23 protein-coding genes are annotated in these 22704 nt (G+C 69.0%); 12 read left to right on the top strand and 11 right to left on the bottom strand.

Annotated elements, in window-relative coordinates; all coding sequences use genetic code 11:
• The first annotated feature begins 65 nt into the window (after positions 1-65).
• The 5 genes from Q1V71_RS05400 to Q1V71_RS05380 all read left to right on the top strand — a co-directional run bounded on the left by Q1V71_RS05400 (position 66) and on the right by Q1V71_RS05380 (position 4541).
• Positions 66-521: a hypothetical protein gene (locus Q1V71_RS05400; protein ID WP_300641489.1), complete on the top strand. Its 456-nt coding sequence runs from the start codon at positions 66-68 to the stop codon at positions 519-521.
• Positions 518-1060: a hypothetical protein gene (locus Q1V71_RS05395; protein ID WP_300641487.1), complete on the top strand. Its 543-nt coding sequence runs from the start codon at positions 518-520 to the stop codon at positions 1058-1060. The genes Q1V71_RS05400 and Q1V71_RS05395 overlap by 4 nt, the downstream gene beginning before the upstream one ends.
• A gap of 86 nt (positions 1061-1146) precedes the next feature.
• A complete protein-coding gene (locus Q1V71_RS05390; RefSeq protein WP_300641485.1) occupies positions 1147-2100 on the top strand; it encodes an ABC transporter ATP-binding protein in 954 nt (317 codons plus the stop codon).
• Between the two features lie 91 nt (positions 2101-2191).
• Positions 2192-3700, top strand: a complete 1509-nt coding sequence (locus tag Q1V71_RS05385) for an aldehyde dehydrogenase family protein (protein ID WP_300641483.1) — start codon at positions 2192-2194, stop codon at positions 3698-3700.
• Between the two features lie 13 nt (positions 3701-3713).
• Positions 3714-4541: an SDR family oxidoreductase gene (locus tag Q1V71_RS05380; protein WP_300641481.1), complete on the top strand. Its 828-nt coding sequence runs from the start codon at positions 3714-3716 to the stop codon at positions 4539-4541.
• Positions 4542-4598: 57 nt separating this feature from the next.
• Here Q1V71_RS05380 and Q1V71_RS05375 read toward each other — a convergent pair whose 3' ends face one another.
• From Q1V71_RS05375 to Q1V71_RS05365, 3 genes are all read right to left on the bottom strand, one after another.
• Entirely contained in the window at positions 4599-6302 is a 1704-nt protein-coding gene (locus Q1V71_RS05375) for a GMC oxidoreductase (protein ID WP_300641479.1), read from the bottom strand.
• Between the two features lie 89 nt (positions 6303-6391).
• Positions 6392-7780, bottom strand: coding sequence for a wax ester/triacylglycerol synthase family O-acyltransferase (locus tag Q1V71_RS05370; protein ID WP_300641477.1), 1389 nt, complete (start codon positions 7778-7780; stop codon positions 6392-6394).
• Between the two features lie 120 nt (positions 7781-7900).
• Complete coding sequence (locus Q1V71_RS05365; RefSeq protein ID WP_367280125.1) at positions 7901-9133, bottom strand: acyl-CoA dehydrogenase family protein; 1233 nt, start codon at positions 9131-9133, stop codon at positions 7901-7903.
• A 40-nt stretch (positions 9134-9173) separates the two neighbouring features.
• On the opposite strand from Q1V71_RS05365, the gene Q1V71_RS05360 reads away from it, so the two are divergent.
• Positions 9174-9854, top strand: a complete 681-nt coding sequence (locus tag Q1V71_RS05360) for a TetR/AcrR family transcriptional regulator (protein ID WP_300641475.1) — start codon at positions 9174-9176, stop codon at positions 9852-9854.
• Position 9855: 1 nt separating this feature from the next.
• On the opposite strand, the gene Q1V71_RS05355 is transcribed toward Q1V71_RS05360, so the two are convergent.
• Complete coding sequence (locus tag Q1V71_RS05355) at positions 9856-10425, bottom strand: PaaI family thioesterase (RefSeq protein ID WP_300641473.1); 570 nt, start codon at positions 10423-10425, stop codon at positions 9856-9858.
• 97 nt (positions 10426-10522) lie between these two features.
• Between Q1V71_RS05355 and Q1V71_RS05350 the strand changes: the two genes are divergently transcribed.
• The gene (locus Q1V71_RS05350; protein WP_300641472.1) at positions 10523-11230 is read left to right on the top strand and encodes a 1-acyl-sn-glycerol-3-phosphate acyltransferase; all 708 of its coding nucleotides are present in this window, start codon (positions 10523-10525) and stop codon (positions 11228-11230) included.
• 24 nt (positions 11231-11254) lie between these two features.
• On the opposite strand, the gene Q1V71_RS05345 is transcribed toward Q1V71_RS05350, so the two are convergent.
• On the bottom strand, positions 11255-11878 hold the full coding sequence (locus tag Q1V71_RS05345; protein WP_300641470.1) for a transglutaminase family protein: 624 nt from the start codon (positions 11876-11878) through the stop codon (positions 11255-11257).
• Between the two features lie 47 nt (positions 11879-11925).
• Positions 11926-13053, bottom strand: a complete 1128-nt coding sequence (locus Q1V71_RS05340) for a BtrH N-terminal domain-containing protein (protein WP_300641468.1) — start codon at positions 13051-13053, stop codon at positions 11926-11928.
• Between the two features lie 112 nt (positions 13054-13165).
• Here Q1V71_RS05340 and Q1V71_RS05335 point away from each other — a divergent pair, with 112 nt between their 5' ends.
• Positions 13166-13783 carry a TetR/AcrR family transcriptional regulator gene (locus Q1V71_RS05335; RefSeq protein ID WP_300641466.1) on the top strand — a complete coding sequence of 206 codons (618 nt, stop codon included), beginning with the start codon at positions 13166-13168 and terminating at the stop codon, positions 13781-13783.
• Here Q1V71_RS05335 and Q1V71_RS05330 read toward each other — a convergent pair.
• Entirely contained in the window at positions 13692-14369 is a 678-nt protein-coding gene (locus Q1V71_RS05330) for a TetR/AcrR family transcriptional regulator (protein ID WP_300641464.1), read from the bottom strand. The two genes, Q1V71_RS05335 and Q1V71_RS05330, sit on opposite strands and share 92 nt — an antisense overlap.
• A gap of 140 nt (positions 14370-14509) precedes the next feature.
• On the opposite strand from Q1V71_RS05330, the gene Q1V71_RS05325 reads away from it, so the two are divergent.
• Complete coding sequence (locus Q1V71_RS05325; protein ID WP_300641462.1) at positions 14510-15703, top strand: cytochrome P450; 1194 nt, start codon at positions 14510-14512, stop codon at positions 15701-15703.
• A 111-nt stretch (positions 15704-15814) separates the two neighbouring features.
• A complete protein-coding gene (locus Q1V71_RS05320; RefSeq protein ID WP_300641460.1) occupies positions 15815-17425 on the top strand; it encodes an MFS transporter in 1611 nt (536 codons plus the stop codon).
• 79 nt (positions 17426-17504) lie between these two features.
• On the opposite strand, the gene Q1V71_RS05315 is transcribed toward Q1V71_RS05320, so the two are convergent.
• From Q1V71_RS05315 to Q1V71_RS05300, 4 genes are all read right to left on the bottom strand, one after another.
• Complete coding sequence (locus Q1V71_RS05315) at positions 17505-18563, bottom strand: sulfate/molybdate ABC transporter ATP-binding protein (protein WP_300641458.1); 1059 nt, start codon at positions 18561-18563, stop codon at positions 17505-17507.
• Entirely contained in the window at positions 18560-19375 is an 816-nt protein-coding gene (locus tag Q1V71_RS05310) for an ABC transporter permease (RefSeq protein WP_300641456.1), read from the bottom strand. Before Q1V71_RS05310 ends, Q1V71_RS05315 begins: the two co-directional genes overlap by 4 nt.
• Positions 19376-19380: 5 nt before the next feature.
• The gene (gene modA, locus Q1V71_RS05305; protein WP_300641454.1) at positions 19381-20049 is read right to left on the bottom strand and encodes a molybdate ABC transporter substrate-binding protein; all 669 of its coding nucleotides are present in this window, start codon (positions 20047-20049) and stop codon (positions 19381-19383) included.
• Positions 20050-20141: 92 nt separating this feature from the next.
• Positions 20142-20549, bottom strand: coding sequence for a molybdopterin-binding protein (locus tag Q1V71_RS05300; protein ID WP_300641452.1), 408 nt, complete (start codon positions 20547-20549; stop codon positions 20142-20144).
• A 109-nt stretch (positions 20550-20658) separates the two neighbouring features.
• Between Q1V71_RS05300 and Q1V71_RS05295 the strand changes: the two genes are divergently transcribed.
• Both Q1V71_RS05295 and Q1V71_RS05290 read left to right on the top strand, forming a co-directional pair.
• Positions 20659-21816, top strand: a complete 1158-nt coding sequence (locus Q1V71_RS05295; protein ID WP_300641450.1) for a YibE/F family protein — start codon at positions 20659-20661, stop codon at positions 21814-21816.
• A gap of 140 nt (positions 21817-21956) precedes the next feature.
• Entirely contained in the window at positions 21957-22685 is a 729-nt protein-coding gene (locus tag Q1V71_RS05290) for a hypothetical protein (protein WP_300641448.1), read from the top strand.
• Positions 22686-22704: the final 19 nt, after the last annotated feature.

Below are 22704 nucleotides of genomic sequence, written 5' to 3'. Positions count from 1 at the left end.
CATCGGTCGATGAGACTCAGGTCGGGGGCGGTCGGACCCCACGCACCGCTCACGTCCTCAGGGCGGTGCTGGGCGTCCTCGTAGCCGCGGTGACCGCGGTCGCCGTCCTCCAGATACTCGAGTGGGGTGATGCTCAGGCGAGAGAGCAGGCCAGAGAGGACGTGGTCGCGGCTGCCGAGGAGGAGGTGCTCGGTCTCATCACCATCAGCGCCCGCACGACGGACGAAGACCTGGAGGCACTGATTGCAGGTGCCACGGCCTCCTTCCGGGAGGATCTGCGGGCCCAGGCTGATCGTCTGCGCCAAGAAGTCGTCGACAACGAGGTCGAGGCCACTGGTGAGGTGGTCTCTGCCGGCATCGCCAGCCTCGACGAGGAGCGCGCCACGGTTCTCGTCGCCGCCCTCGGAACGGTGGACAATCGCAACGCAAGCGGCCCCGAGCCACGAAGTTACCGCCTCGAGGTCCAGCTCGACCGTGTTGACGGCGACTGGCTCGTGTCTGCTCTGAGGTTCGTGGCATGAGATGGCCATTTCGAGCGTCGACCAAGGAGGCCAGGGACGACGCGGCCGAGCCGCGGCGTCGGAGGCCGAGCCTGCTGCCGGTCCTTCTCGTCCTCCTTGTCCTGACCAGCGTCGGCGCCGCCGTCCCGGCGTGGCAGGCTGCTGAGCTGTCGGACCGCGAAGAGGCAGCCACGGAAGCTCTCCAAGCGGCCCGCGAACGCCTGCCCGAACTGCTCAGTTATCGGTTCGCCACGCTCGAGGAGGACCTCGAGGATGCTCTGGCGCAGACGACGGGGGACTTCACCGCCGAATACGGCGCCCTCATCGAGGAGGTGGTACGCACGACCGCCGCACAACGGCGCATCATCACCGAGGCCACCGTCGACGGCGCCGGCGTCGTCGAGGTCGAGAGTGAGGACGAGGTCGTGGTGCTGGTTTTCCTGACGCAGTCCACTACCACTCGAAACTCCTCAGACCCCGCCGTCAGTGGGAGCCGGGTCGAGGTGACGATGCGACGAGTGGGCTCGGACTGGCTCATCGCCGATCTTCAGACCCGCTGATCGCTCGCCAGTCGCCTCGACCGTACTCATCAGAGCGGAACCAACGTGCCACCTGACTCACAAGACCACATGAACGGAGAGAACACATGGGCGTGGAGATCAAGGTCGACCACCTGAGCAAGTCCTTCGGCAAGCAGCTGATCTGGGGCGACGTCTCGCTCGCGATCCCGGCCGGCGAGATCAGCGTGATGCTCGGTCCGTCCGGCACCGGCAAGTCGGTGTTGCTCAAGGCCCTCATCGGGCTGCTGAAGCCCGACCAGGGCTCGGTCATCATCGAGGGCACCGACATCGCTTCCTGCTCGGAGAAGGAGCTCTACGAGATCCGCAAACTGTTCGGGGTGCTGTTCCAGGACGGCGCGATGTTCGGCTCGATGAACCTCTACGACAACGTCGCCTTCCCGCTGCGCGAGCACACGAGGAAGTCGGAGTCCGACATCCACTCCATCGTGATGGAGAAGATGGACCTCGTCGGCCTGCTCGGTGCCGAGGACAAGCTGCCCGGCGAGATCTCCGGCGGCATGCGCAAGCGCGCCGGTCTGGCCCGTGCGCTGGTGCTGGACCCCGAGATCGTGTTGTGCGACGAGCCGGATTCGGGTCTGGACCCGGTGCGCACCGCCTTCCTCAACCAGCTGATCGTCGACCTCAACGCCCAGATCGACGCCACGTTCCTGATCGTCACCCACGACATCAACACCGCGCGCACGGTGCCCGACAACATCGGTCTGCTCTACCACAAGCACCTGGCCATGTTCGGCCCGCGCGAGATGTTGCTGGCCTCGGAGGAGCCGGTGGTGCGTCAGTTCCTCAACGCCCAGCGCGTCGGCCCGATCGGCATGTCCGAGGAGAAGGACGCCGACGATCTGGCCGCCGAGGCCGACCAGGAGCTGCCTCCGCTGCCGCCGATCCCGCTGCAGCTCGAGCCCTCGAACGGCATCCCGCGCCGCTCCCAGCGGGAGCCCGGCGCTTGGTGCCGCGAGCACGGCGTGACCCCGCCTCCGGGCTCGTTCGCGAGCGACGTCCTCGCTGGCTCTTCGCTCTGAGGGTCGCCAGCCCAGGCGGCCAGTCCCGGGGCAGACCGCGCCCGACGCTCCGTCGCCCCGTCCGTCCTCACCACCAGCACAGGAGAAGCTCATGACCGTCTCGTCCCCGCCCACCTTGGACATCCGCCGTCCGGCCGATGGTGCGGTGCTCCGCTCGGTCCCGATCGACGACAAGCACCGCGTTGCCGCCCTCGCCGAGGACCTTCGCTCGGAGCAGCAGGCGTGGCAGGCGATCGGCCCGGCCGCGCGCGCCACCTGGCTGAGACGTTGGAGGACATGGATCCTGGAGCACACCGACGAGCTCACCGACCTGCTCATCTCCGAGACGGGCAAGGTCCGGCCGGATGCGTTGGTCGAGACGACCGCCTCGTGTGAGTTCATCTCGTACTACGCAGACCACGCCAAGGAGTTCCTCGCTCCCGAGCGGGTAGCTTCCGGTGGTCTGCTGAGCCTGCCGAAGCGACTCACGCGAAGCTACCGGCCCTATCCGCTGGTCGGCCTCATCATCCCGTGGAACTTCCCCATCACCCTGTTCCTGATGGACGCGGCGCCGGCGTTGGCCGCTGGTTGCGCAGTGCTCACGAAGTCCTCGGAGATGACCCCCTTGACCTGCGCACGCGTCATCGAGGGGTGGCACGAGATCGGCGCGCCCCCGGTCCTGCGCCACGTCGTGGGAGCCGGTGACACCGGTGCTGCCGTCGTCGAGGCTGTCGACTTCGTGCAGTTCACCGGTTCCACGGCGACGGGACGACGCGTGGCCGCACGCTGCGCCGAACTCCTCAAGCCTGTCAGCTTGGAACTCGGGGGCAAGGATGCGGCGATCGTCCTCGAGGACGCCGACCTCGATCGGGCCGCCCACGGCATCGTGTGGGGTGGCATCTTCAACTCGGGACAGGTCTGCATCTCCGTCGAACGGGTCTACGCGGTCGAGGCTGTGTACGACGAACTGGTGCGAAAGGTGGCGGCAGTCCTCCAATCGCTCAAGCAAGGTGCCGGAGCACGAGATGACGTCGGTGCGATGGTCACGCTCGATCAGGTGGACACCGTCGAGAGGCACGTGCGTGATGCCCAGAAGTCCGGGGCCCGCGTCCTGGTCGGGGGAAAGCGCGCGTCTCGAGGGAACTACTACGCCCCGACGTTGCTGGTCGACGTGGACCACACCATGTCATGCATGACCGAGGAGACCTTCGGCCCGACCCTGCCCATCATGCGAGTGGCGGACGAGGCAGAGGCGATCGCGTTGGCGAACGACTCCGAGTACGGTCTCTCGGCGTCAGTGTGGACCCGGGACGTGGCGCGAGGCCGTCGCATCGCTGATCAGCTGGACGTCGGCGCGGTCAACATCAACGACGTCTTCAGCAACCTCTTTGCCGTCGGGCTCCCGCACAGCGGGTGGAAGGCCTCCGGTCTCGGGGCGCGCCTCGGCGGCGCCCAAGGCCTGCGCAAGTACTGCCGCGTACAGGCCATCACGGAGCCCCGCATCCCGATCACCACCAAAGAACTCACCTGGTACCCGTACTCCGCCCGGCGTACGGCAATTGCCGGCCGAGTGCTGCGCCTTGCCGCCGGTCGCGGACTGCGCCAGCGCCTCGGTCTTTGAGAAGGAGGAGCACATGACACTGTCGAAGACGCCCCGTGTCGTCGCCATCACCGGCGGAGCGCGCGGGATCGGCTACCACACTGCCGCCGAGCTGTTGCGCCGCGGACACCAAGTCGCGATCGGCGACATCGACGAGCAGCAGCTCAAGATCGCCGCCGAAGAACTGGGAATCGACGTCGCCGTACGCCTCGACGTCACCGACCCCGATTCGATCGCGTCCTTCCTCGACGTCACGGAGGAGGCGCTGGGACCCATCGACGTCCTCATCAACAATGCAGGAGTCATGCCGACCGGGCACGCGCATGAGGAGGCCGACTCGGTGACGCGCCGGCAAGTGGAGATCAACGTGCTCGGGGTCATCTTCGGCACCAAGCTGGCCTTGCAGCGGATGCTGCCTCGACGGCAGGGGCACATCATCAACACCGCCTCCCTGGCCGGCGAGCTGCCTGTCCCGGGCCTGGCTACCTACTGCGGCACGAAGTTCGCCGTCATCGGCTTCACCGAGGCCGCTCGACAGGAGTACCGCGGCTCCGGCGTCACCCTCTCCACGGTTCGTCCGACGTTCACCAACACCGAGCTGGTGTCGGGCACCAGTGGCGCCAAGGGCATGCGGAACGCCGAGCCGCAGGAGATCGCCCTGGCCACGGCTGCGTTGATCGAGCGGCCGCAGCCCTTCGTGCGTGTTACAAAGCTTGCCGGCACCATGGTGGCCGCGATGAAGTTCGTCCCCGAGAGCGTGGCAACACGCCTCGGCTCGATGCTGGGCACGGACACCGTGTTCCTGGACCGAGTCGACACCGCTGCTCGTCAGGCCTACGTCGAGCGTGTCAGTCGGAGCTGAACCTCGGCCGCACGCGGCGTCGCGGTCGCCGGACGGCGGCCGTGACCCCGCGTGGTCTCAGGCCGGTGTCACGCCCACCGTGGGGGTGGGGGACTCCTCCGAGTCGGGGAACACGACGCACGGTTGCGATGGTGGGATGGGGTCCAGGCGCTGATACTCAGCGCCGAGGGGCGGGCGCGGGTCCGGCTCGCCCTTGCGCGGCCAGAACGACGCCGCTCGCTCAGCCTGCGCCGTAATCGTCAAGGAGGGGTTAACGCCCAGGTTCGCGGAGATGCTCGCGCCGTCGACGACAAAGATGCCGTCGTGCCCATAGAGGCGGTGGTATCCGTCGATGACGCCTGTGCGAGGCGAGTCACCGATCGCGCAGCCGCCGATGAAGTGTGCGGTCATGGGAATGTTCGCGATCTCGCCGGTGGAACCGCCTGCCACGCCATCGATCTTCTCCGCGACGCGACGGGTCGCTTCGTTGCCGACCGGGATCCAGGTCGGGTTGGGTGCGCCGTGTCCCGGACCGGAAGTGATCGAGGGACGACCCAGCAGATTTTTCGTGGCACGCACCGTGATCGAGTTGTCCAGCGTCTGCATGACCAGCAGGATCACCGTTCGTTCCGACCATCGCCGGGGACTGAACCACGTGAGCTGCGCGGGTTGGGTCGCCATCGTCCGGAGCCAGCGCCACCATCGAGGTCCGCGCCCGTCGCCGTCGGTCAGCGCGGTCTGCAGCAGGGACATCGCATTGCTCCCCTTGCCGTAGCGCACCGGCTCGATGTGGGTGAACTCGTCGGGGTGGATCGAGGAGGTGATCGCCACACCGCGCGTGTAGTCGCTGGAACGATCGCGGGACTTGGCACCGAGGATCGACTCGGAGTTGGTGCGGGTCAACGTCCCGAGCCTTGAGGAGATGTGGGGCAGGGAGCCCGTGGCCTTGAGTCGGTGCAAGAGTCTCTGGGTGTTGTAGGTGCCGGCAGCGAAGACCACCTGATCGGCGGTGAACCTTCGACAGTTGCGGCGCCGACGCGTGGACTTCCCGGTGCGGACCGCGTCGATGACGTAGCCACCCTCCGGCCGGGGACGCACGTCCACTGCGGTGGTCAGGGGGTGGACCTGTGCGCCCCGCTCCTGCGCGAAGTACAGATAGTTCTTGTCGAGCGTGTTCTTGGCACCCACGCGACAACCGGTCATGCAGGATCCGCACTGAGTGCAGCCGGTGCGACGCGGTCCCGCTCCGCCGAAGTAGGGATCCGGCACCTCGGTCCCCGGCTCGCCGAAGAAGACGCCGACGGGGGTCAGCGTGAACGTGTGTTCCACCCCCATGTCACGCGCCACATCGAGCAGAACCTCGTCGGAGGGCGTCACGTGGGGATTCTGTGCCACACCCAGCATTCGCCTGGCCGTCTGGTAGTGCGGCTCGAGCTCGGTCCGCCAGTCGGTGATGTCCCTCCACTGCGGGTCCTCGAAGAATGTTGAGGGAGGCTGGTACAGGGTGTTGGCGTAGTTGAGCGAGCCGCCTCCCACTCCTGCGCCCGCGAGGACGACCACATCTCGCAGCAGATGGATGCGTTGGATGCCGAAGCAGCCGAGCTTGGGGGCCCAGAGGAAGCGACGGATGTCCCACGACGACGCGGGCAAGTCGCTGGTCTCGTACCGCTTGCCCGCTTCGAGCACGCCGACGTCGTACCCCTTCTCCGCCAGGCGCATAGCGCTGACCGAGCCTCCGAAACCGGAGCCGATGATCAGGACGTCGTAGTGCTGGGTGGTCATGCTCGAGGTTGTTCCTTCCATGATCCGCTCCATCACGAGCGGGAGTTACGTCGAGAGGAGATGGACGCAGACGTTGCGGTGTCGACTCGTCACGACGTGGCAGACCGGAGCGACTCCCATGCTTGGGCTAGCCCCAGGGCGAGTCGCTGGAGGTGCGGGACGGCGTCCCGATCTCCGGAGAAGCCGATGTTGAGCGACCCGGCGTAGGAGAGCAGGGTGACGTTGAGGGCGGCCGCGTCGATCTGCAACGAGGCGGGATACATCGCCTCGAGCCGGCTGCCGCGGAAATAGCGGTCCTCCCGCGGGCCCGGGACGTTGCTGACGATGAGATTGAAGCTGAAGGGGCCCGGCAAGGGCGCGCCGACCGCGGCGAGCCCCACCTGGGCCAGCATCGGGGCCGCGAGGAGGGAGGTGTAGCCGACGGCGGCGAGCTGACCCATCCCCGCGACCTGCGACTTCGCAGCGGTCATCGAGGCGGTCACCGCCTCCAAACGCTCAAGCGGCTCCTCGATGTCGGTGCCCAGGGAGGCCAGCACGGCACCGAAGGCGTTGCCCCCTCCCGGATCCCCCTCCGGCCGGGTGCTCATCGGCACCAGCGCGATAAGGGGCCTGGTGGGCAGCTCACCGAGCTCCCTGAGGTAGGTACGCAGTGCGCCCCCCACGAGGCTGAGGCAGACGTCGTTGACCGTCGCGCCATGCTCCCGGCCGAGCGTCCGCACCGCATCGAGGTCCAGCTGCTGGGTCGCGAAGCGACGGCTGCGCCCGATCCGGGCATTGAAGATGGTCCGGGGTGCTTCGTACGGCCGGACCAGGTGCGGTCGACCCAGGGGTGAGACGGTCTGGGCGACAGCAGAGGTCAGGGACTTTGAGGAGCTCAGAGCCCGTTGCAGGGGTGTAGGCCGCGTTGGCTCGGCTGCACCGCTTCCAGGAACCGCAGGGGAGGGCCGTCGTGGGGGGCGGTGGGGAGCGAAGAGGATCGGCGAGTCCATGTCACTGGGATCGGTGGAGAGGCTTCGTTGGAGCAACCGCATGCCTGTGTAGCCATCGACCAGCGCGTGGTGCATCTTGACGAACATGGCGAACCCGCCGTCATCGAGACCCTCGATGAGGTGCATCTCCCAGGGCGGGCGGGAGAGATCGACCTGTCGGCCGTGGAGACGTGAGACCAGGGTGCCCAGTTCACGCTCGTCTCCGGGAGAGGGAAGGGCGGATCGGCGTACGTGGTAGTCCAGGTCGATGGAGTGGTCGACCTCCCACTGCTGCGCCATGCCGAGCCCCAGGCGAGGGCGCACGAGCTTGAGGTTCCACGGGCTGGCCACGGCGAGCTCGGCGCGGACCTCGTCCGCGAGGTCGGCGAGGTAGCGGGGCGAGGGAGACGGAGGAGGGGAGAAGCGCAGAAGTGCGGCGACGTGCAGCATCGTGCGCGGACTGTCGGCGGCAAGGAAGACGCGACCGATGAGGCCGACCGGCTGACCCATGTGACTCCCGTCCTTCGAGAGCCTCGACGATGACACGCCCGAGGCGCCGAGGTCTTGTGCTCTGGACCCACATTCGGGAGCCGCGCGGGGCCCGGCGCACAACGTCGAGCCCCGCCGCGTTCACAGCGACCGGCTGATGATCTCTTTCATGATCTCGGAGCTGCCGGCGTAGATCTGGGAGACCCGCATGTCGGCCCACATGCGCGCGATGGGGTACTCGTTCATGTAGCCGTAGCCTCCGTGCAGCTGGAGGCAGGTGTCGGCCACTCGCTGTGCGCGTTCGGAGCACCACAGCTTCACCATCGCGGCGGTGGGGATGTCGAGCCCCTCTCCGACATGGAGCTGGATGCACTCGTCCACGAAGGAGCGGGCCACCCGGGCCTCGGTTGCGACCTCGGCCAACTTGAACTTCGTGTTCTGGAACCCCCAGATCGGTCGACCGAAGGCTGTGCGGTCGCGAACGTAGGTCAGCGTCTCGGCCAAGCAGAACTCCATCGCCGCGACGTTCGACACCGCGACCAGGAGTCGTTCCTGCGGGAGCTGCTGCATGAGCTGGACGAAACCCTGGCCCTCCGTCAAGCCCAGAAGGTGGGTGGTCGGCACACGGACGTTGTCGAAGAACAGCTCGGAGGTGTCCTGTCCCTTCATCCCGATCTTGTCCAGGACCCGCCCTCGCGAAAAGCCCGGAGTGTCGGTAGGGATCAGCATCAGGGAGATGCCGCCTGCGCGGTCGTCGGGGTCGGTCTTCACGACGGTCAGCACGAGGTCGGCCTGCGAACCGTTGGTGATGAAGGTCTTCGAACCGCTGACGACGTACTCGTCGCCCTCGCGCAGCGCCTTGGTCTTGATGTTCTGCAGGTCCGACCCGGTTCCGGGCTCGGTCATGGCGATAGCTCCGACGACCTCGCCGGACGCCATCTTGGGCAGCCACTCCAGCTTCTGCTCCTCCGTGCCGTAGGCGAGCAGGTAGTGCGCCACGATGCCGTTGTGGAGCGATGCGCCCCAGGAGCTGTCGCCCACTCGTGCCTGCTCCTCGATGAGGATGGCCTCATGGGCGAAGGTTCCGCCGCCGCCGCCGTACTCCTCGGGGATGGACAGGCATAGCAGACCGACCTCGCCGGCGCGGTTCCACAGCTGCCGATCGACATGCTTGTCAGCGATGAACGTCTCGATGTGCGGCTTGATCTCTTTCTCGCAGAACGTGCGTGCCAGGTCGCGCAGGTCGTCGAGGTCGGCGTTCATCCAGGGCGGGCGTCGGGTCATCACGAAGGCTCTCAGTGCTTGGGTACAGGATGTACCAATATCACCACCTCCTTTCTGGGGGTACAAGGTGTTCCATGCATGCGTCCGCATCGTGGTCGACCTCTGTCGCACGTCGGCCTAGGCTGCGCCCATGGTCGAGGTGGGACGATGGGTGGACTCCACGTCCCGGCGGCGGTCCTCCTCGAGCGGCGACGCCAACCGTGCCCTTCGGCGGCTGGCGGTGGCTGAGGCCGCACTCGAGGTCGTCGACGAGGTGGGTCCACATGCGGGTACAGCGACGATCGCGGAGCGGGCCGGGATACCGCGGCCGCACGTGTACCGATACTTCTCCAGTCGGGATGACCTCGATGCGGAAGTCGTGCGACTGGCTGCCCACGACCTCAACTCTTGCCTGAGGCCGCACCTGACCCGGCGTGGGACGCCGTCGCATGTCGTGGAAGGCCTTGTCCTTGCCTGCGCCACCTGGGCCGATGGCCATCCTCACCTCTACCGCTTCCTGGCGGCACGTGGGCAGAGCCGGACCCTGCACCGGGCCCGCATGGGGCGCTCGCGGTTGCTGGACGAGATCGCAGAGGCGGCGCGTGGCTACACCAACGCCGCGCCGAGCACGTTTCCCGAGGGAATCCTTGTCGGGGTGATGGGCCTGGTCGACGCCACCATCATCTGGGGGCTCGACCAGCGCGACGAGACCTTGGAGTCGATGGCCAAGCGACTGTCGCGGCACGTCCTGCTCTTGCTGCACGACGCTCTCGCCGATCGCGGTATCGATCTGGATCCGGACGCCGAGCTGGCGCCGTTCGTCGTGGAGTAGGTCACTGAGGAAGAGAGGCGCGTCCCTGGGCGAAGTGCTCGACGTCCACGATGATGAAAGTGGCGTGTGCCGCAGCCACCTGAGGTCCGTCGATCTGGGTCGCTGCGGCCTCCACGTGCAGTCGTCGTCCCGCTCGCTCGCGGACGGTCGCCGTGAAGTGATAGTCCACGCCGAGCAGTACGGGCCGGAGGTAGTCCACGGTCAGGGTCCTGGTGACCGCGAGTTCGCCCACGCGGTACAGCAGGAACCCGAAGAGGTCGTCGAATGCTGCCGCCACCAGGCCACCGTGGGTGATGCCCGGAGCGCCCTCTTGGCGGTGGTCGAACCTATGAACGGCGCTCACCCCGGCCTCCGTCGCGTCGACCTCCAGTGCGAGACCGGCGGGATTGTCCCTGCCGCAACCCGCGCAGGTAGGGGAGTGCGAGGGCAGTCGCCCCCCAGGCTTCGGCTCGGGTCGCCCCATCGATCGGAGCCACATGTCGAGCGACGAACCCGGGTGCCGGGATCGGTCCGCCATGGCGCGCGGGTCGTCGTGTGGCGTCTTGTCGACCTCACGTGATGCGTCAGTCATGGCAAAGGATCCTTTTCGGTATGCGGCGTGCGATAGACATCATGACATCTTTGTTGCGGGGCAGACGCGGAGGTCGAGAATGTCTACCGTACGGGTCATGGGTTCACGGTCTGCCTTGTCAAGTCGCTTCGCGAGGCGCGAGAAGTTCGGTGGCGCCTGGTGGCTCGCCCTCATCGTCTGCAAGCCAGCGCTCGTCGCCTTGCGTCAGGCGGACTGGCGTCGCGCTGATCGCATCCCCCGATCCGGCGGCGCCGTGATGGCGGCCAACCATGTCTCGCACATCGATCCGCTGCTCGTTGCAGAAATGCTGTTGGCGCACGGCCGCGTACCGCGCTTCTTAGCCAAGAATGCGCTCTTCCGAGTGCCGATCGTCGGGTGGTGGTTCCGTGCCGCCGGGCATGTGGAGGTCGACCGCGACGCAGGGCAGGGAGCGTACGGCGACGCGGTGAGAGCAGCCCGAGAGGGCCGTTTGCTCCTTGTCTACCCCGAAGGGTCCATCACGCGGCGTCCGGACGGGATGCCCATGTCGATGAAGTCCGGTGCGGTCAGGATCGCCCTGGAGGCTTCGGTCCCGCTTGTGCCCGTGGCGCAGTGGGGAGCGCAGGCGATCCTGCCGGCCTACAGCCGCAGACTTCACCTCGGTCGCCGGACCCGCGTCGTGATCGCCGTCGGTGAACCCATTCGCCTCGATGACCTCAGGCAGCGGGATCCGGTCAGCGCCGTACAGATCGGCCTCGGTCGGCTCGAGGAGGCGCTCGCCTCCATGGTGCGAGAGCTCAGCGGTGAGCCGGCTCGGTCTCATTGACCGTGCCGGTGCGCCACCCCGTCTTTACGGACGGAACGCCGGATCCTCGGGGGCTTTGCCGCGGTGCGGGCGCATCATGGCAGGGCCGTAGGTCTCCACGAGTGTCGTCATCACGGTGTCGAAGGGCAGATCGAGGTACGTGCCCCGCTCGCGGACGTACTCCATGTGGCGGCGTCCCTCGCCGTCGGCGGCGTGGAGCAGGGCATCCTGGGTGCCGTCGAAGTCCAGGGGTGCCACCCCGAAGCGACGACACAGCTCGGCGTTGAACGCCGGGGACCCCTTGCGCCACTCGCCGTCGACGTGGGTCGCGGTCCAGCCGTGGAAGACGAAGAGATCAGTCCCCATCAGCTCCAGGAGGGACGCGCTGTTGAGGTGGTTGCGCACGTCCGAGAAGCCCAACATCGCGGGGATGCCGGCGGCGCGCAAGCACGCCGTGAGGAGAACCGCCTTCGGTACGCACCAGGTTGGTCCGCCGGCCAGAATCGCACTGGCTCGGTAGTCGGCGGGATCTGCGGTCACGCTGTAGGGGTCGTAGCGCAGGTGGTCCCGGACCGCAGCGAACAGCAGGCGGATGCGCTCGTGAGGATCCTGCGCCCCTCCGAGGACCGTCTCCGTGAAGGCACGTACGTCCGCGTGATCGCTGTCCACGAAGTGACCCGGAGCGAGCGCTTCGTCCACGTGCGGTGCGTCGCCGCTCATGAGCCAGACCGGTGTTCAGTCGAGGTGCCGGCGGCCTCGAGAGCGCTGACGAGCTCTCGCTCCAGCTCAGGCAGAGTGGCAGCCGCAGAGGCAGCCGCGTCGAGCCGGCTTTGTGCCGTGCCCTCCTGGCGCGCCAGCGACGCCACGAGCGACCACCTCTCGGCGCTGCGATGAGCGGCGGTAGCGACCTCGTGGGCTCGCAAGTCCCCGGTGAGGCGTGCTACGTCGGCGGCGCCGGCGGAGAGTAGTCGACGAAAGAGCCCGCCACCCGTACCGGCCTTCTCGATGAATGCGCTCAGGCCATGAAGGACCAGGTCGAGGACGTCGTCGTCGAAGACCTCCGACCATCCGGCGATGTCCTCGGCGAAGAGATCCACAGCGGCCAGTCCGGTGGATCCGACGGCGGACGGGCGGTCGCTGACGATCGAGGGGCCGGTCGAGGAGGACATCGCGGCGGCCGACTGGGAGAAGGCTTCGGCGGCTGCCGACGCAAGGTCGGGGAGACGGTCGGGCCAGGTGATGTCGAAGTAGGTGTGGCGCGTGGGGACGGGAAACCCCTGGGATGCGCGCGCCCGCGCAAGAGCCTCGTACGGCACTAGCTGGACGTCGTCGCGGTCGTTGTCCACCACGTGCGCCACTCGCCGCTCGTCGTCGTAGCCGATCACCACGATGTCGTGGCGACTCATCTGGAGGCGAACCCGCAGGTAGGGAAGTTCGGCGATGTCCGCCCACACCAGTGCGGGGCGGCCGTCATCGATGGCCTCGCGCACCAAGGCCCATCCGTCGTGCGCGTCGTCGGTGGCGTGCACCGAGACCCGAGCTCCGAGTCGGCGGGGCAGGTCGGTCTCGAGATCGCCGCCGCGACCGACCAGGTAGACCGGAGGCATCAGTGTCGTGTCCCTGACGTAGGAGAGGTCCAGGGAGCCGCTGAGCGCGAAGACCAGGCCTTCGTCCGGTGGGCCATCCCAGCCGAGGCCGGCCCACTCGAGGAGGTCACGCATAGCGCCCGAGCCGCAGTGCCCGCCGCGGCGGTGAGGGTAGTCGAGCATGGAGATGTTGCTTGTCAGGACCACGTTGGCGCTTCCCGGTAGACAGTAGGGCTCAATTGTCCAGATCGTAGGCATTGGCACAAGCTTTGTCATGGGCTGCGTGCAGTGACAGAGATCCTCGATCCGACATTGTCGCTATTCTGTCTCGGTGTCCGCCTCGCCAATGCGTCAGCGCTACAGGGCCCGTGTGCGCGAGGAGGTGCTCGAGGTAGCTCACGACCTCATCGCGGAACGGGGATGGGATCGTGTGCGCATGGGTGAGGTCGCCGAACAGGTCGGCATCTCGCGCGCTCTGCTCTACAAGGAGTTCGGTGACAAGCCTGGGTTGGGCGAGGCTGTCGTACTGAGGGAGGCGTCGCGCTTCATCGCAGGCATCGACGGTGTCCTAGCCCTCCAGGGGACCGACCCTGCGGCTGCGTTGGGGGCGTCTGTCGCGTACGTCCTGGACGAGGCCGAGAGGAGTCCCTTGTTGCGATCCGTCTTGATCCCGAGCCGAGATGACGAGGCAGGTGCCTCGACGGGGATCCTGCCTCTCCTCACGACCTCCGCCCAGCTCCTCGAGCTCGCTTCGGTGTCCCTGGCGAACTGGCTCTCGGTTCACGTCTCCGGTGTCGACGGCGACGAGGTCGCAGACATTGCTGACGCGTTGGTCCGGCTCACGGTCAGCCACCTCGCACTGCCCACCATGTCCAGGGGCCAGACGGCGCAGAAGATCACGGAGGTGGGGCTGCGGTACCTGGGTCTGGTGACGTCGAGCCGAGATGCCTCGACGCGATCGAGCCTGCGTCAACCCCAGGGTTGGTAACGACTCCTTCCGCCAGCAATCGGTAGACCCACTCCGACAGCGATGCCGCATCCGAGGCGGCACGCACCCGATGGCCGCTGGCCGTGACGCTCAAGCCGGTCATGGTGACCGCCCCGAAGATGCTCGATGCTGCCGTGGCTGGGTCGTCGACCGGACGTAGTGAGCCGTCGGACACGCCTTGCTCGAGGAGGTGCTGGATGGGACTGAGGAAAGCGGCTTCGAGTGCGAGAGCCAGGTCCGGCAGGCGAGTGGCGCGACCCAGGTCGCCCACGAGGGCCTGACACAGGTGCGGGTGCTCGAGCATGACCGAGATCTGTGCGGAGATCGCGGCGCGGAGCCGCTCCGATGCGGTGCCACCGCCCGACGCAGCTACGGCAACGGCACCGCCGATGAGATCGAGCAGGTCGGCCAGCAAGAACTCGAGGACGGCGTTCTTGCCCTCCAGGTGGTAGTACAAGGTCGCCTTGGGGATGCCCGTGGCCTCGGAGATGTCGTCCATGCGCGTCGCCTCGAGTCCGCGCTCCGCGATCAGCTCCGCCGCAGCATACAGCTGGCTCGCGATCTTCGACGGCAGCTTCCTGGCCATGGGCGCTCCCTGCGGGCGGTGTTCGGTGGCATCCCCTGCCGGCGTGAGGATCGACGGCGGGACCCATCCTATGTTGTACTCAAAGTCCAAATATGGTGTCCAACTTGCTCCAGGGAGCAACGATGACGAGGACGTGTCCCGTGGGCAGGACGTCGGTCGACTACGACCCCTTCGACCCGGCCGTGATAGCCGACCCGTACCCGATCTACCGGGCTCTGCGGGAGGAGTTCCCCCTCTATTGGTGCGAGAAGTCCGGGTGCTGGGTCCTCAGCAGGTACGACGACGTCGCGGCCGCGCTCCAGGACCCGCTGACCTACTCCTCGGCGTCGGGAGTCTTCCCCACGGCAGGGGCGCCTGACATGGCCGACCTCTTCCTGCCCATGCTCATCATGACGGACCCGCCTCGGCACACGGCGTTGCGCCGCATCGTCAGCCGAGCCTTCACCCCGCGCCGCATCGCTTCGCTCGAGCCCAGTGTCAACGACCTCGTGCAGGACCTGCTCGACGCCGCTGACGATCACCCGACGTGGGATGCCGTGGCAGCCTTCGCCGGCCCGCTGCCGGCGATCGTCATCGCTGACCTGCTCGGTGTTCCGCGAGAGGACCGTGACAGCTTCCGCCGGTGGTCGACCCAGCTCGTCCAATCCTCACCCCACGACGGTCGGGGGGGTGGCGCACTCGAGGCTGCCGCCTCCCTCTACGACTATTTCCGCTCCTTCCTCGCCGAACGGCAGGCGCGACCGTGTGACGACCTGATGAGCGCCCTGGTCGGTGCCGAGGTCGACGGCCAGCGCCTGACCCAGGACGAGCTGCTGGGCTTCTGCCTGCTCCTGCTTGTGGCTGGGCACGAGACGACGACCAACCTCCTGACCAACAGTCTTGTCGTGCTCTCGGCCGAGCATGGTGCGCGCCATGAGCTTGCGGATGCACCAGACCTGATGCCGCGTGCCGTCGAGGAGCTCCTGCGCTTCGACTCGCCGGTGCAAGGGCTGTCACGGACGATCACGCGACCCACGGTCGTGCACGACCAGGCGATCGCTGCGGGAGACGTCGTACTGCTCCTGTACGGCTCGGCCAATCGAGACGATCGGGTGTTCCCCGAGGCTGACAAGTTCGACATCTATCGCAGCACCGAGCGGCAGCTGGCACTGGGACACGGTGTCCACTTCTGCCTCGGGGCCTCACTTGCACGGCTCGAGGCACGCGTAGCACTCACCGCCCTGGTGACGCGACACCGCGACTGGGAGGTCGACCTGGGTGCCGCGGAGCGGCTGCAGTCAGGGCCGATCCGTGGCTTTGCTTCGCTCCCCGTGCAGCCCGTGCGGGGCCACTGATCAGACGCCGAGGTCAGACGTCGCGAAGTCCGATCACACCAGTGGCGGGGCGCCACCGGAGTCCAGCCGGGCGCCTCACCCGGTCGGTTCGTCGTCGTCTGCCTAACGTCTATGGAAAGCGCGATCGAATCCACGAGCGCCGCCCGTAGTCGAGCCAGTGAGGAATCGATCCCGATGAGTCTTGTCGCCGAGCAGAACGATGTCGGACGGGGGCAGGCCCCCCGGCTCGGGCTCCTTCTCTCCGTGATGTGTATCGCCTTGGCTCTGGTGATCGGCGCAACGTCCTCGCTCTCCCTCGCTCTGCCGGACCTGGCGGTGGACACCGGGGCAACCCAGACCCAGCTCACCTGGATAGTCAACGCCTACGCTCTGGTCTTCGCGGCTCTTCTGCTGCCCATCGGTTTCGCTGCAGATCGGTTCGGGCGTCGACCGTTTCTGGTCGTGGGACTTCTCCTCTTCGGCCTGGCCAGCCTGGGCTCGGCCCTCACCACGGACCCCGTTGTCATCATCGCCCTGCGGGGCCTGGCCGGCGTGGGCGCCGCAGCCGTCATGCCTGCCACCCTGTCCGTGCTGGTCGATGCCTATCCCGAGGACAAGCGTTCGCTGGCCATCTCTGTGTGGGCCGGGGTGTCCGGCGCCGGCGCGATGGTCGGCATCGTCGCCGCAGGGCTGTTGCTCGAGGGGTCTGGGTGGTCGAGCATCCAGGTGGTCTACGGAGCTGCTGCCGTGCTCGCGGCCCTTGCCTGCGGCGTCATCGTCCCGCAGTCACGCAACCCAGATCTGCGGCAGGACATCGCGGGCGGGGTGCTGTCGGCCGCCGGCCTCTTCCTGCTCGTCTACGGCATCATCGAAGGCCCCGAACAAGGATGGACCGACCCGCTCACGTTGGGCGGCCTCGTGGCCGGAACTGCCCTCCTCGGGGCCTTTGTGGTCGTCGAGCTGCGCTTAGACCGACCCATGCTCGACGTCCGGCTCTTCAGGCACCCAGGAGTGGCCGCGGGCAGCCTGCTCGTGTTCCTGCAGTTCTTCGCGGCCTTCGGGTTCTTCTTCCTCGCTCCGCAGTGGTTGCAGTACGTCGAGGGGCAGACTCCTCTGCAGTCCGCGCTGTGGCTGCTGCCGATGGCCGTGGGCATCGCCCCGGCGTCCCGGTTCGGGCCTTACCTCCTGACACGGTGGGGGGCTCGAGCCATGTCGACTGTGGGCATGCTGCTGATGGCAGGCTGCTACGCGTCGTTCGCGACACTGGCAGATGCCTCGCTGTCGCTCTGGTTCTTCGCAGCCTCTCTCGTGGTGTTCGGCTTCGGCTTCGGGCTGGCCATCACGCCAGGGACCAGCCTCATCATCGAGGGTCTGCCGGAGGACCGCCGCACGCTGTCGGCAGCCGTCAACGACGTCACTCGGGAGGTGGGCGGAGCCCTCGGGAGTGCTGTCGCCGCGTCCATCCTCCTTGCGGTGTACAGCGACCGGCTCGCCCCCGCGACGCAGCCGCTGCCTGGGTCTGCAGCGGAAACGGCCGAGGAGGGTCTCACCCAGGCGTTGGGAGTGGCCGACCAGCTCGGCGCACAGGGAGCGGATCTTGCCCAGAGCGCTCTCGGCTCCTTCGCCGACGGCTACTCCGCCGCGCTGTGGGTGGCATGTCTGGCGCTGACGGGCGGTGCGGCCTTGTGCTTCAAGCTTGCGCCGTCACGCAAGGAGCCTGACCAAGAGCGCACCGTCAGCTGAGCCGAGCGGTGGAGGCTCACGGAGCAGCACGACCGGCCCAGTCTGCTCTCCCACCGCGGTTGCCGGGCTCTGCTCGCAGTCAGGCCGGGTAGACGGTGATCTCGGTGGCCTTGATGCTCAGCAGCACCTCGGCGCCGGGGGTGAGGTCCAGCTCGGCCGCGGCCTGCGGCGTCACGTCCGCGGCGGCCCGCGTGGTGCGGATCCGGACGCGGTCGCCGTGCGGCTCGATCTGGGTGACCCGGGCGTGCAGCACCGTGCGAGGACTGCCGCCGGGTGTCTCTCGGTAGACCGAGACGGCGCCGGGGGAGAAGACCGCGACCGCCCGGGCGCCGGTGGTCGGCGCGGGGTCGCTGCTCATCCCGGCGACGACGGAGCCGTCCTCGCAGTGCACCCGCCCCTCGCGCCAGGTGCCGGTGAGGATGTTGAGCCCGGCGATCCGGGCCGCGAAGGCGCTGCGGGGGCGGGACAGCACCTCGGAGGTGGGGCCCTCCTCCACGACCCGGCCGTCCTCCAGCACCACGACCCGGTCGGCGAGCAGCAGCGCGTCCAGCACGTCGTGGGTGACCAGCAGGGCGCTGCGCCCGGCCAGCACCGTGCGCAGCACCTGGCGCACCGCCGGCGTCACGGCCACGTCGAGGGCGGCCATCGGCTCGTCGAGCATCAGCAGCAGCGGGTCCGCGGCCAGGGCGCGGGCCAGCGCCACGCGCTGGGCCTGCCCGCCGGAGAGCTCGCCGGGTCGACGCTCGGCGAGGTCGGCGACGCCGACCGTCGCGAGCCACCGCTGGGCCGCCTCGCGGGCGGCGGCCCTGCCGGCACCCTGCGCGCGGGGCGCGAACTCGACGTTGGCGCGCACGTCCAAGTGCGGGAAGAGCAGCGGGTCCTGGGCGAGCAGGGCGATCCGGCGCGCGTGCGGGGGCACGCACGACGCCTGCTGACCGCCCCCGCCGGTGACTGTCAACGGGCGACCGTCGAGGGCGACTCGGCCGCGGGCCGGTCGGAGCAGGCCGGCCGCGACCGCGAGGGCCGTGGACTTGCCCGCGCCGTTGGGTCCGAGGAGCGCGACGGTCTCCCCGGGCGCGACGCGCAGCGCCAGCTCGACCCCGCGTTCGGGGACCTCGGCCTCCAGCTCGAAGGTCATCGGCGCACCCGACCCTGCCCGGCGGTCCCGATCACCACGACGGCCACCACGACCAGCACGAGCGAGAGCGCCACGGCCGCGTCGGCGTCGGTCTCGCGGCGCAGGTAGATCTCCAGCGGCAGCGTCCGGGTGGTGCCCTGGAGACTGCCGGCGAAGGTGATGGTCGCGCCGAACTCCCCGAGCGCCCGGGCGAAGGCCAGCACCGCCCCGGACACCAGCCCGGGCAGCACGAGCGGCAGCGTGACCCGGCGGAAGACGGTGGTCGGGCGGGCGCCCAGCGACGCGGCCACGATCTCGTAGCGGTGCCCGGCCGTGCGCAGCGCGCCCTCGAGGCTGACCACCAGGAACGGCAGCGCCACGAAGGTCTGCGCCATCACCACGGCCGCGGTCGAGAAGGCCACCTCCAGGCCCAGGACCTCCAGGGTCTCCCCGAGCAGCCCGCGCCGGCCGAAGGTGTAGAGCAGGGCGATGCCGCCGACGACGGGCGGCAGCACGAGCGGCAGCAGCACCAGGGCGCGCAGCAGCGACTGCCCCGGGAAGCGGGTGCGGGCCAGGGCCGTGGCCATCGGGACACCCAGCAGCACGCACAGCACCGTGCTGGCCGCCGAGGTGCGCAGACTCAGCAGCAGGGCGGCCCGGGACGCCTCGGAGGTCACCAGGGACGGGAAGGCCCGCCAGTCGACCTGCAGCACGATCGCGAGCAGCGGGAGCAGCACGAACGCCGCCCCCGCGGCGGCGGGGAGGAGGATCCAGCGCGGGACTCCGACGTCGCTGCCGCCCCACGTCGTACGCAGTCGGGTGCTGGGGGGCATCGGAGTCACGGTGTGCCGAACCCCGCGTCGGCCAGGACCTGCCGGCCCTCCTCGCCCAGCACCAGGTCGACGAAGGCCTGGGCCAGCTCGGCCTCGTCGCTGCCCGCGACCGTGGCCACGGGGTAGTCGTTGACCACGGCCGCGGCCTCCGGCACGTCGATGCCCAGCACGTCGCTGGCAGCGGCGACCACGTCGGTGACGTAGACCAGGCCCGCGTCGGCCTCCCCGGCCCGCACCTTCCCAAGCACGTCGGCCACCGACTGCTCCTCGCTGTCGGGTGCCAGGGTGGTGCCGGCCTCCCCGGCGAGTGCCACCGCCGCCGCGCCGCAGGGCACCTCGGGCGCGCAGACGACGACGGCCAGGTCCTCCTCGGCCAGGTCGGCCAGGCCGGAGACCTCCCCCGGGTTGTCCGGCGGGACGGCGATCTGCAGCGTGTTGGTCGCGAAGACCTCGGGCTCCGAGCCCTGGAGGTCCTCGGCGGTGAGCTGGTCCATGGTCGCCAGGTCGGCGGAGGCGAGGACGTCGGCCGGGGCGCCGCTGATGACCTGCGCGACCAGGTCGGAGGAGCCAGCGAAGCTCAGCGCGACGGTGACGCCCGGGTTGTCGGCCTCGAACCGCTCGGCGAGCTCGGTGAAGGTGGAGGTGAGCGAGGCGGCGGCGTAGACGGTGAGCACCCGCTCCCCCTCCTCGCCTCCGCACGCGGCGGTGGAGAGGACCGCGGTGAGTGAGAGTGCGAGTGCTGCCCGCCCCGCTGCCCGGCGCGGGATCACGGCGCCGCCACCGGCGGGGTCTCGACGACGACGTTGGTGGACTTGATGACCGCCACGGCCACCGACCCGAGCTCCAGGCCGAGGTCGCGCACGGACTCGCTGGACATCAGCGAGACGACCCGGAACGGGCCGCACTGCAGCTCCACCTGCGCCATGACTGGATCGGTGCGGATGTCGGTCACGAGCCCGACGAACCGGTTGCGCGCCGAGCTGGCCAGGCCGTCGGGCAGCGGTGGAGGAGCGGCGTGGGTGCGGGCGACCAGGGCCAGCTCGTGCCCGTCGACGACCTTGCGGCCGGCCTCGTCCACCGAGGCGGACAGCGTGCCGGCGTCGATCCACCGGCGCAGCGTGTCGTCGCTGACGCCGAGGTAGGCGGCGGCATCCCTGATCCTCATCTTCGGCACAGAGATCACGTTAGTGCCGAGGATGCGTGCCCGTACAGCATCGCGAGGCGAGGACGCGGCGACTGCGGGCGGGCGCGGAGGCGCGGTGGCAGGCCCTAGGGTGGGGCCCATGGGCGCCCACCACTCCCACCGCGCGGAGTCGCTGTCGCCCCAGGAGCGCCGCCTGCACCGCTGGATGCTCGGCGCCATCGCCCCGCTGGCGGTGCTCTCCCTCGTCGCGATGGCGTGGATGTGGCCGGATCCGGTGTCGGCCCCGGACGGGCCCGGCAGCCTGGCCCAGGTCGCGGGCACCGTCGAGGCGATCGCCCCCGAGTCCTGCGTGGAGGAGCTGTCCGGCGAGGTCAACGGCTGCGGCACCGCGCTCGTCCGCTTCACCGACGGTGACCGCGCGGGCGAGCAGGAGCGGGTCCCGCTGCCCAACGGCCAGGGTGCCCCGGAGCTCGACGAGGGCGACGACGTCCTGCTGATCGCCACCGACACCCCCGACGGCACGACCTGGGCGGTCGTGGACCACCAGCGCGGCACCCAGCTGTGGATCCTCGGGATCGCGTTCGCCGTGGCGCTCGTCGCCTTCGGCCGCTGGCGCGGGCTCAGCGCGCTGGTCGGTCTCGCCGTCACCTTCCTGGTGCTGGTGCTCTTCGTCGTGCCCGCCATCCTCGGCGGGGACCCGCCGCTGGTCGTCGCCATCGTGGGCACCGCGGTCATCGCCCTGACCGTCCTCTACCTCACCCACGGGTTCTCACCGTCCACGTCGGTGGCCGTGGTCGGGACCCTCGTCGCCCTCGCGCTCACCGGCGCCCTGTCGGCGCTGGCGGTCTCGGCCATGCACCTCACCGGGGTCACCGACGACCTCTCCACCGCGCTCGGCCAGAGCTACTCGGTCAACCTCGAGGGCCTGCTGCTCGCCGGCATCGTGATCGGCTCGCTCGGCGTGCTCGACGACGTCACGGTCACCCAGGCGGCCACCGTCGCCGAGATCGCCCGCGCCAACCCCGACTACCGCGGCCGCGACCTCTACCGCGCCGGCGCCCGGGTCGGCCGCTCGCACATCGCCTCGGTCGTCAACACCATCGTCCTGGCGTACGCCGGCTCCTCGCTGCCCCTGCTCATCCTCATCGTGGCCAACAGCGAGCCGCTCGGCGGCGTGCTCACCGACCAGATCGTCGCGCAGGAGATCGTCCGCTCCGTCGTCGCGACCCTCGGCCTGGTGGCGGCCGTCCCGGTGACGACCGCCCTGGCAGCGATCGGCACCCGTGGCCGCTGGTGACACGGACGGGCCCGCCTACGGCGCCTGTGCCCGGTCGGGGAGGCCGTCAAGAAAGTTAAGCAGCGCTCCCATCCGTGACCCGCACCACTCCGAATGCAGGTCAGGCCGACCGGCCGACCCACGCCTCGGAAAGGTGCACCATGAAGCGCTCCCTCCCCCGTCCCTCGGCCTCGATGGTCGTCTCCTCCTTCGCCCTGCTGGTGGCGATGAGCGGCACGTCGTACGCCGCCATGCAGATCAGCGGGAGCGACATCGTCGACGGCACGGTGACCACGAAGGACGTCCGCGACGACTCCCTGCGCGGCAAGGACATCCGTGACGGCTCGCTGCGCGCCAAGGACTTCGGCGGCCAGCTGCCCGCCGGCCCCGAGGGCCCCCAGGGTCCCGCCGGTCCCGCGGGTGAGGACGGCGTCGGCCGGTGGCTGCTCGTCGGCGCCAACGGCGAGATCCTCGCCCAGTCCGGTGGCTTCACGATGGTGGCCGCCTACCCGACCCTGCCCAACACCGCGCCCGACGGCCAGCCCTCGAACGCCCTGCGCGCCAACGGCAACGTCTACATCAACGCCGGCGAGGACCTCTCCGACAACGGCATCGTGGCCAGCATCGTCCTGCAGAACACCGTCGACCAGGACGGCAACATGAACACCAACGGTCGCGCGCCGGGCCCCGACGCCAACGCCGAGTTCTCGGGCGAGATCAGCGTCAGCCGCTGCAACTTCATGGGCAACACCGGCGTCCCGATCCCGACCAACTGCGCCCCGGCCGACGCCCAGAACGCCAACTCCTTCGTGGTCTCCCCGCGCCTGTCGGACGGCTCGGTGACCACCGACGGCAACCGCAAGGCCTTCTACGTCATCGTCACCGGCTGACCCAGCGCCACCCGCTCGA

This window comes from Nocardioides sp. (assembly GCF_030149505.1).
Lineage (GTDB): Bacteria > Actinomycetota > Actinomycetes > Propionibacteriales > Nocardioidaceae > Nocardioides.
The sequence above is the reverse complement of the archived record's forward strand: the minus strand, read 5'-3'. Positions and strand labels throughout refer to the sequence as shown.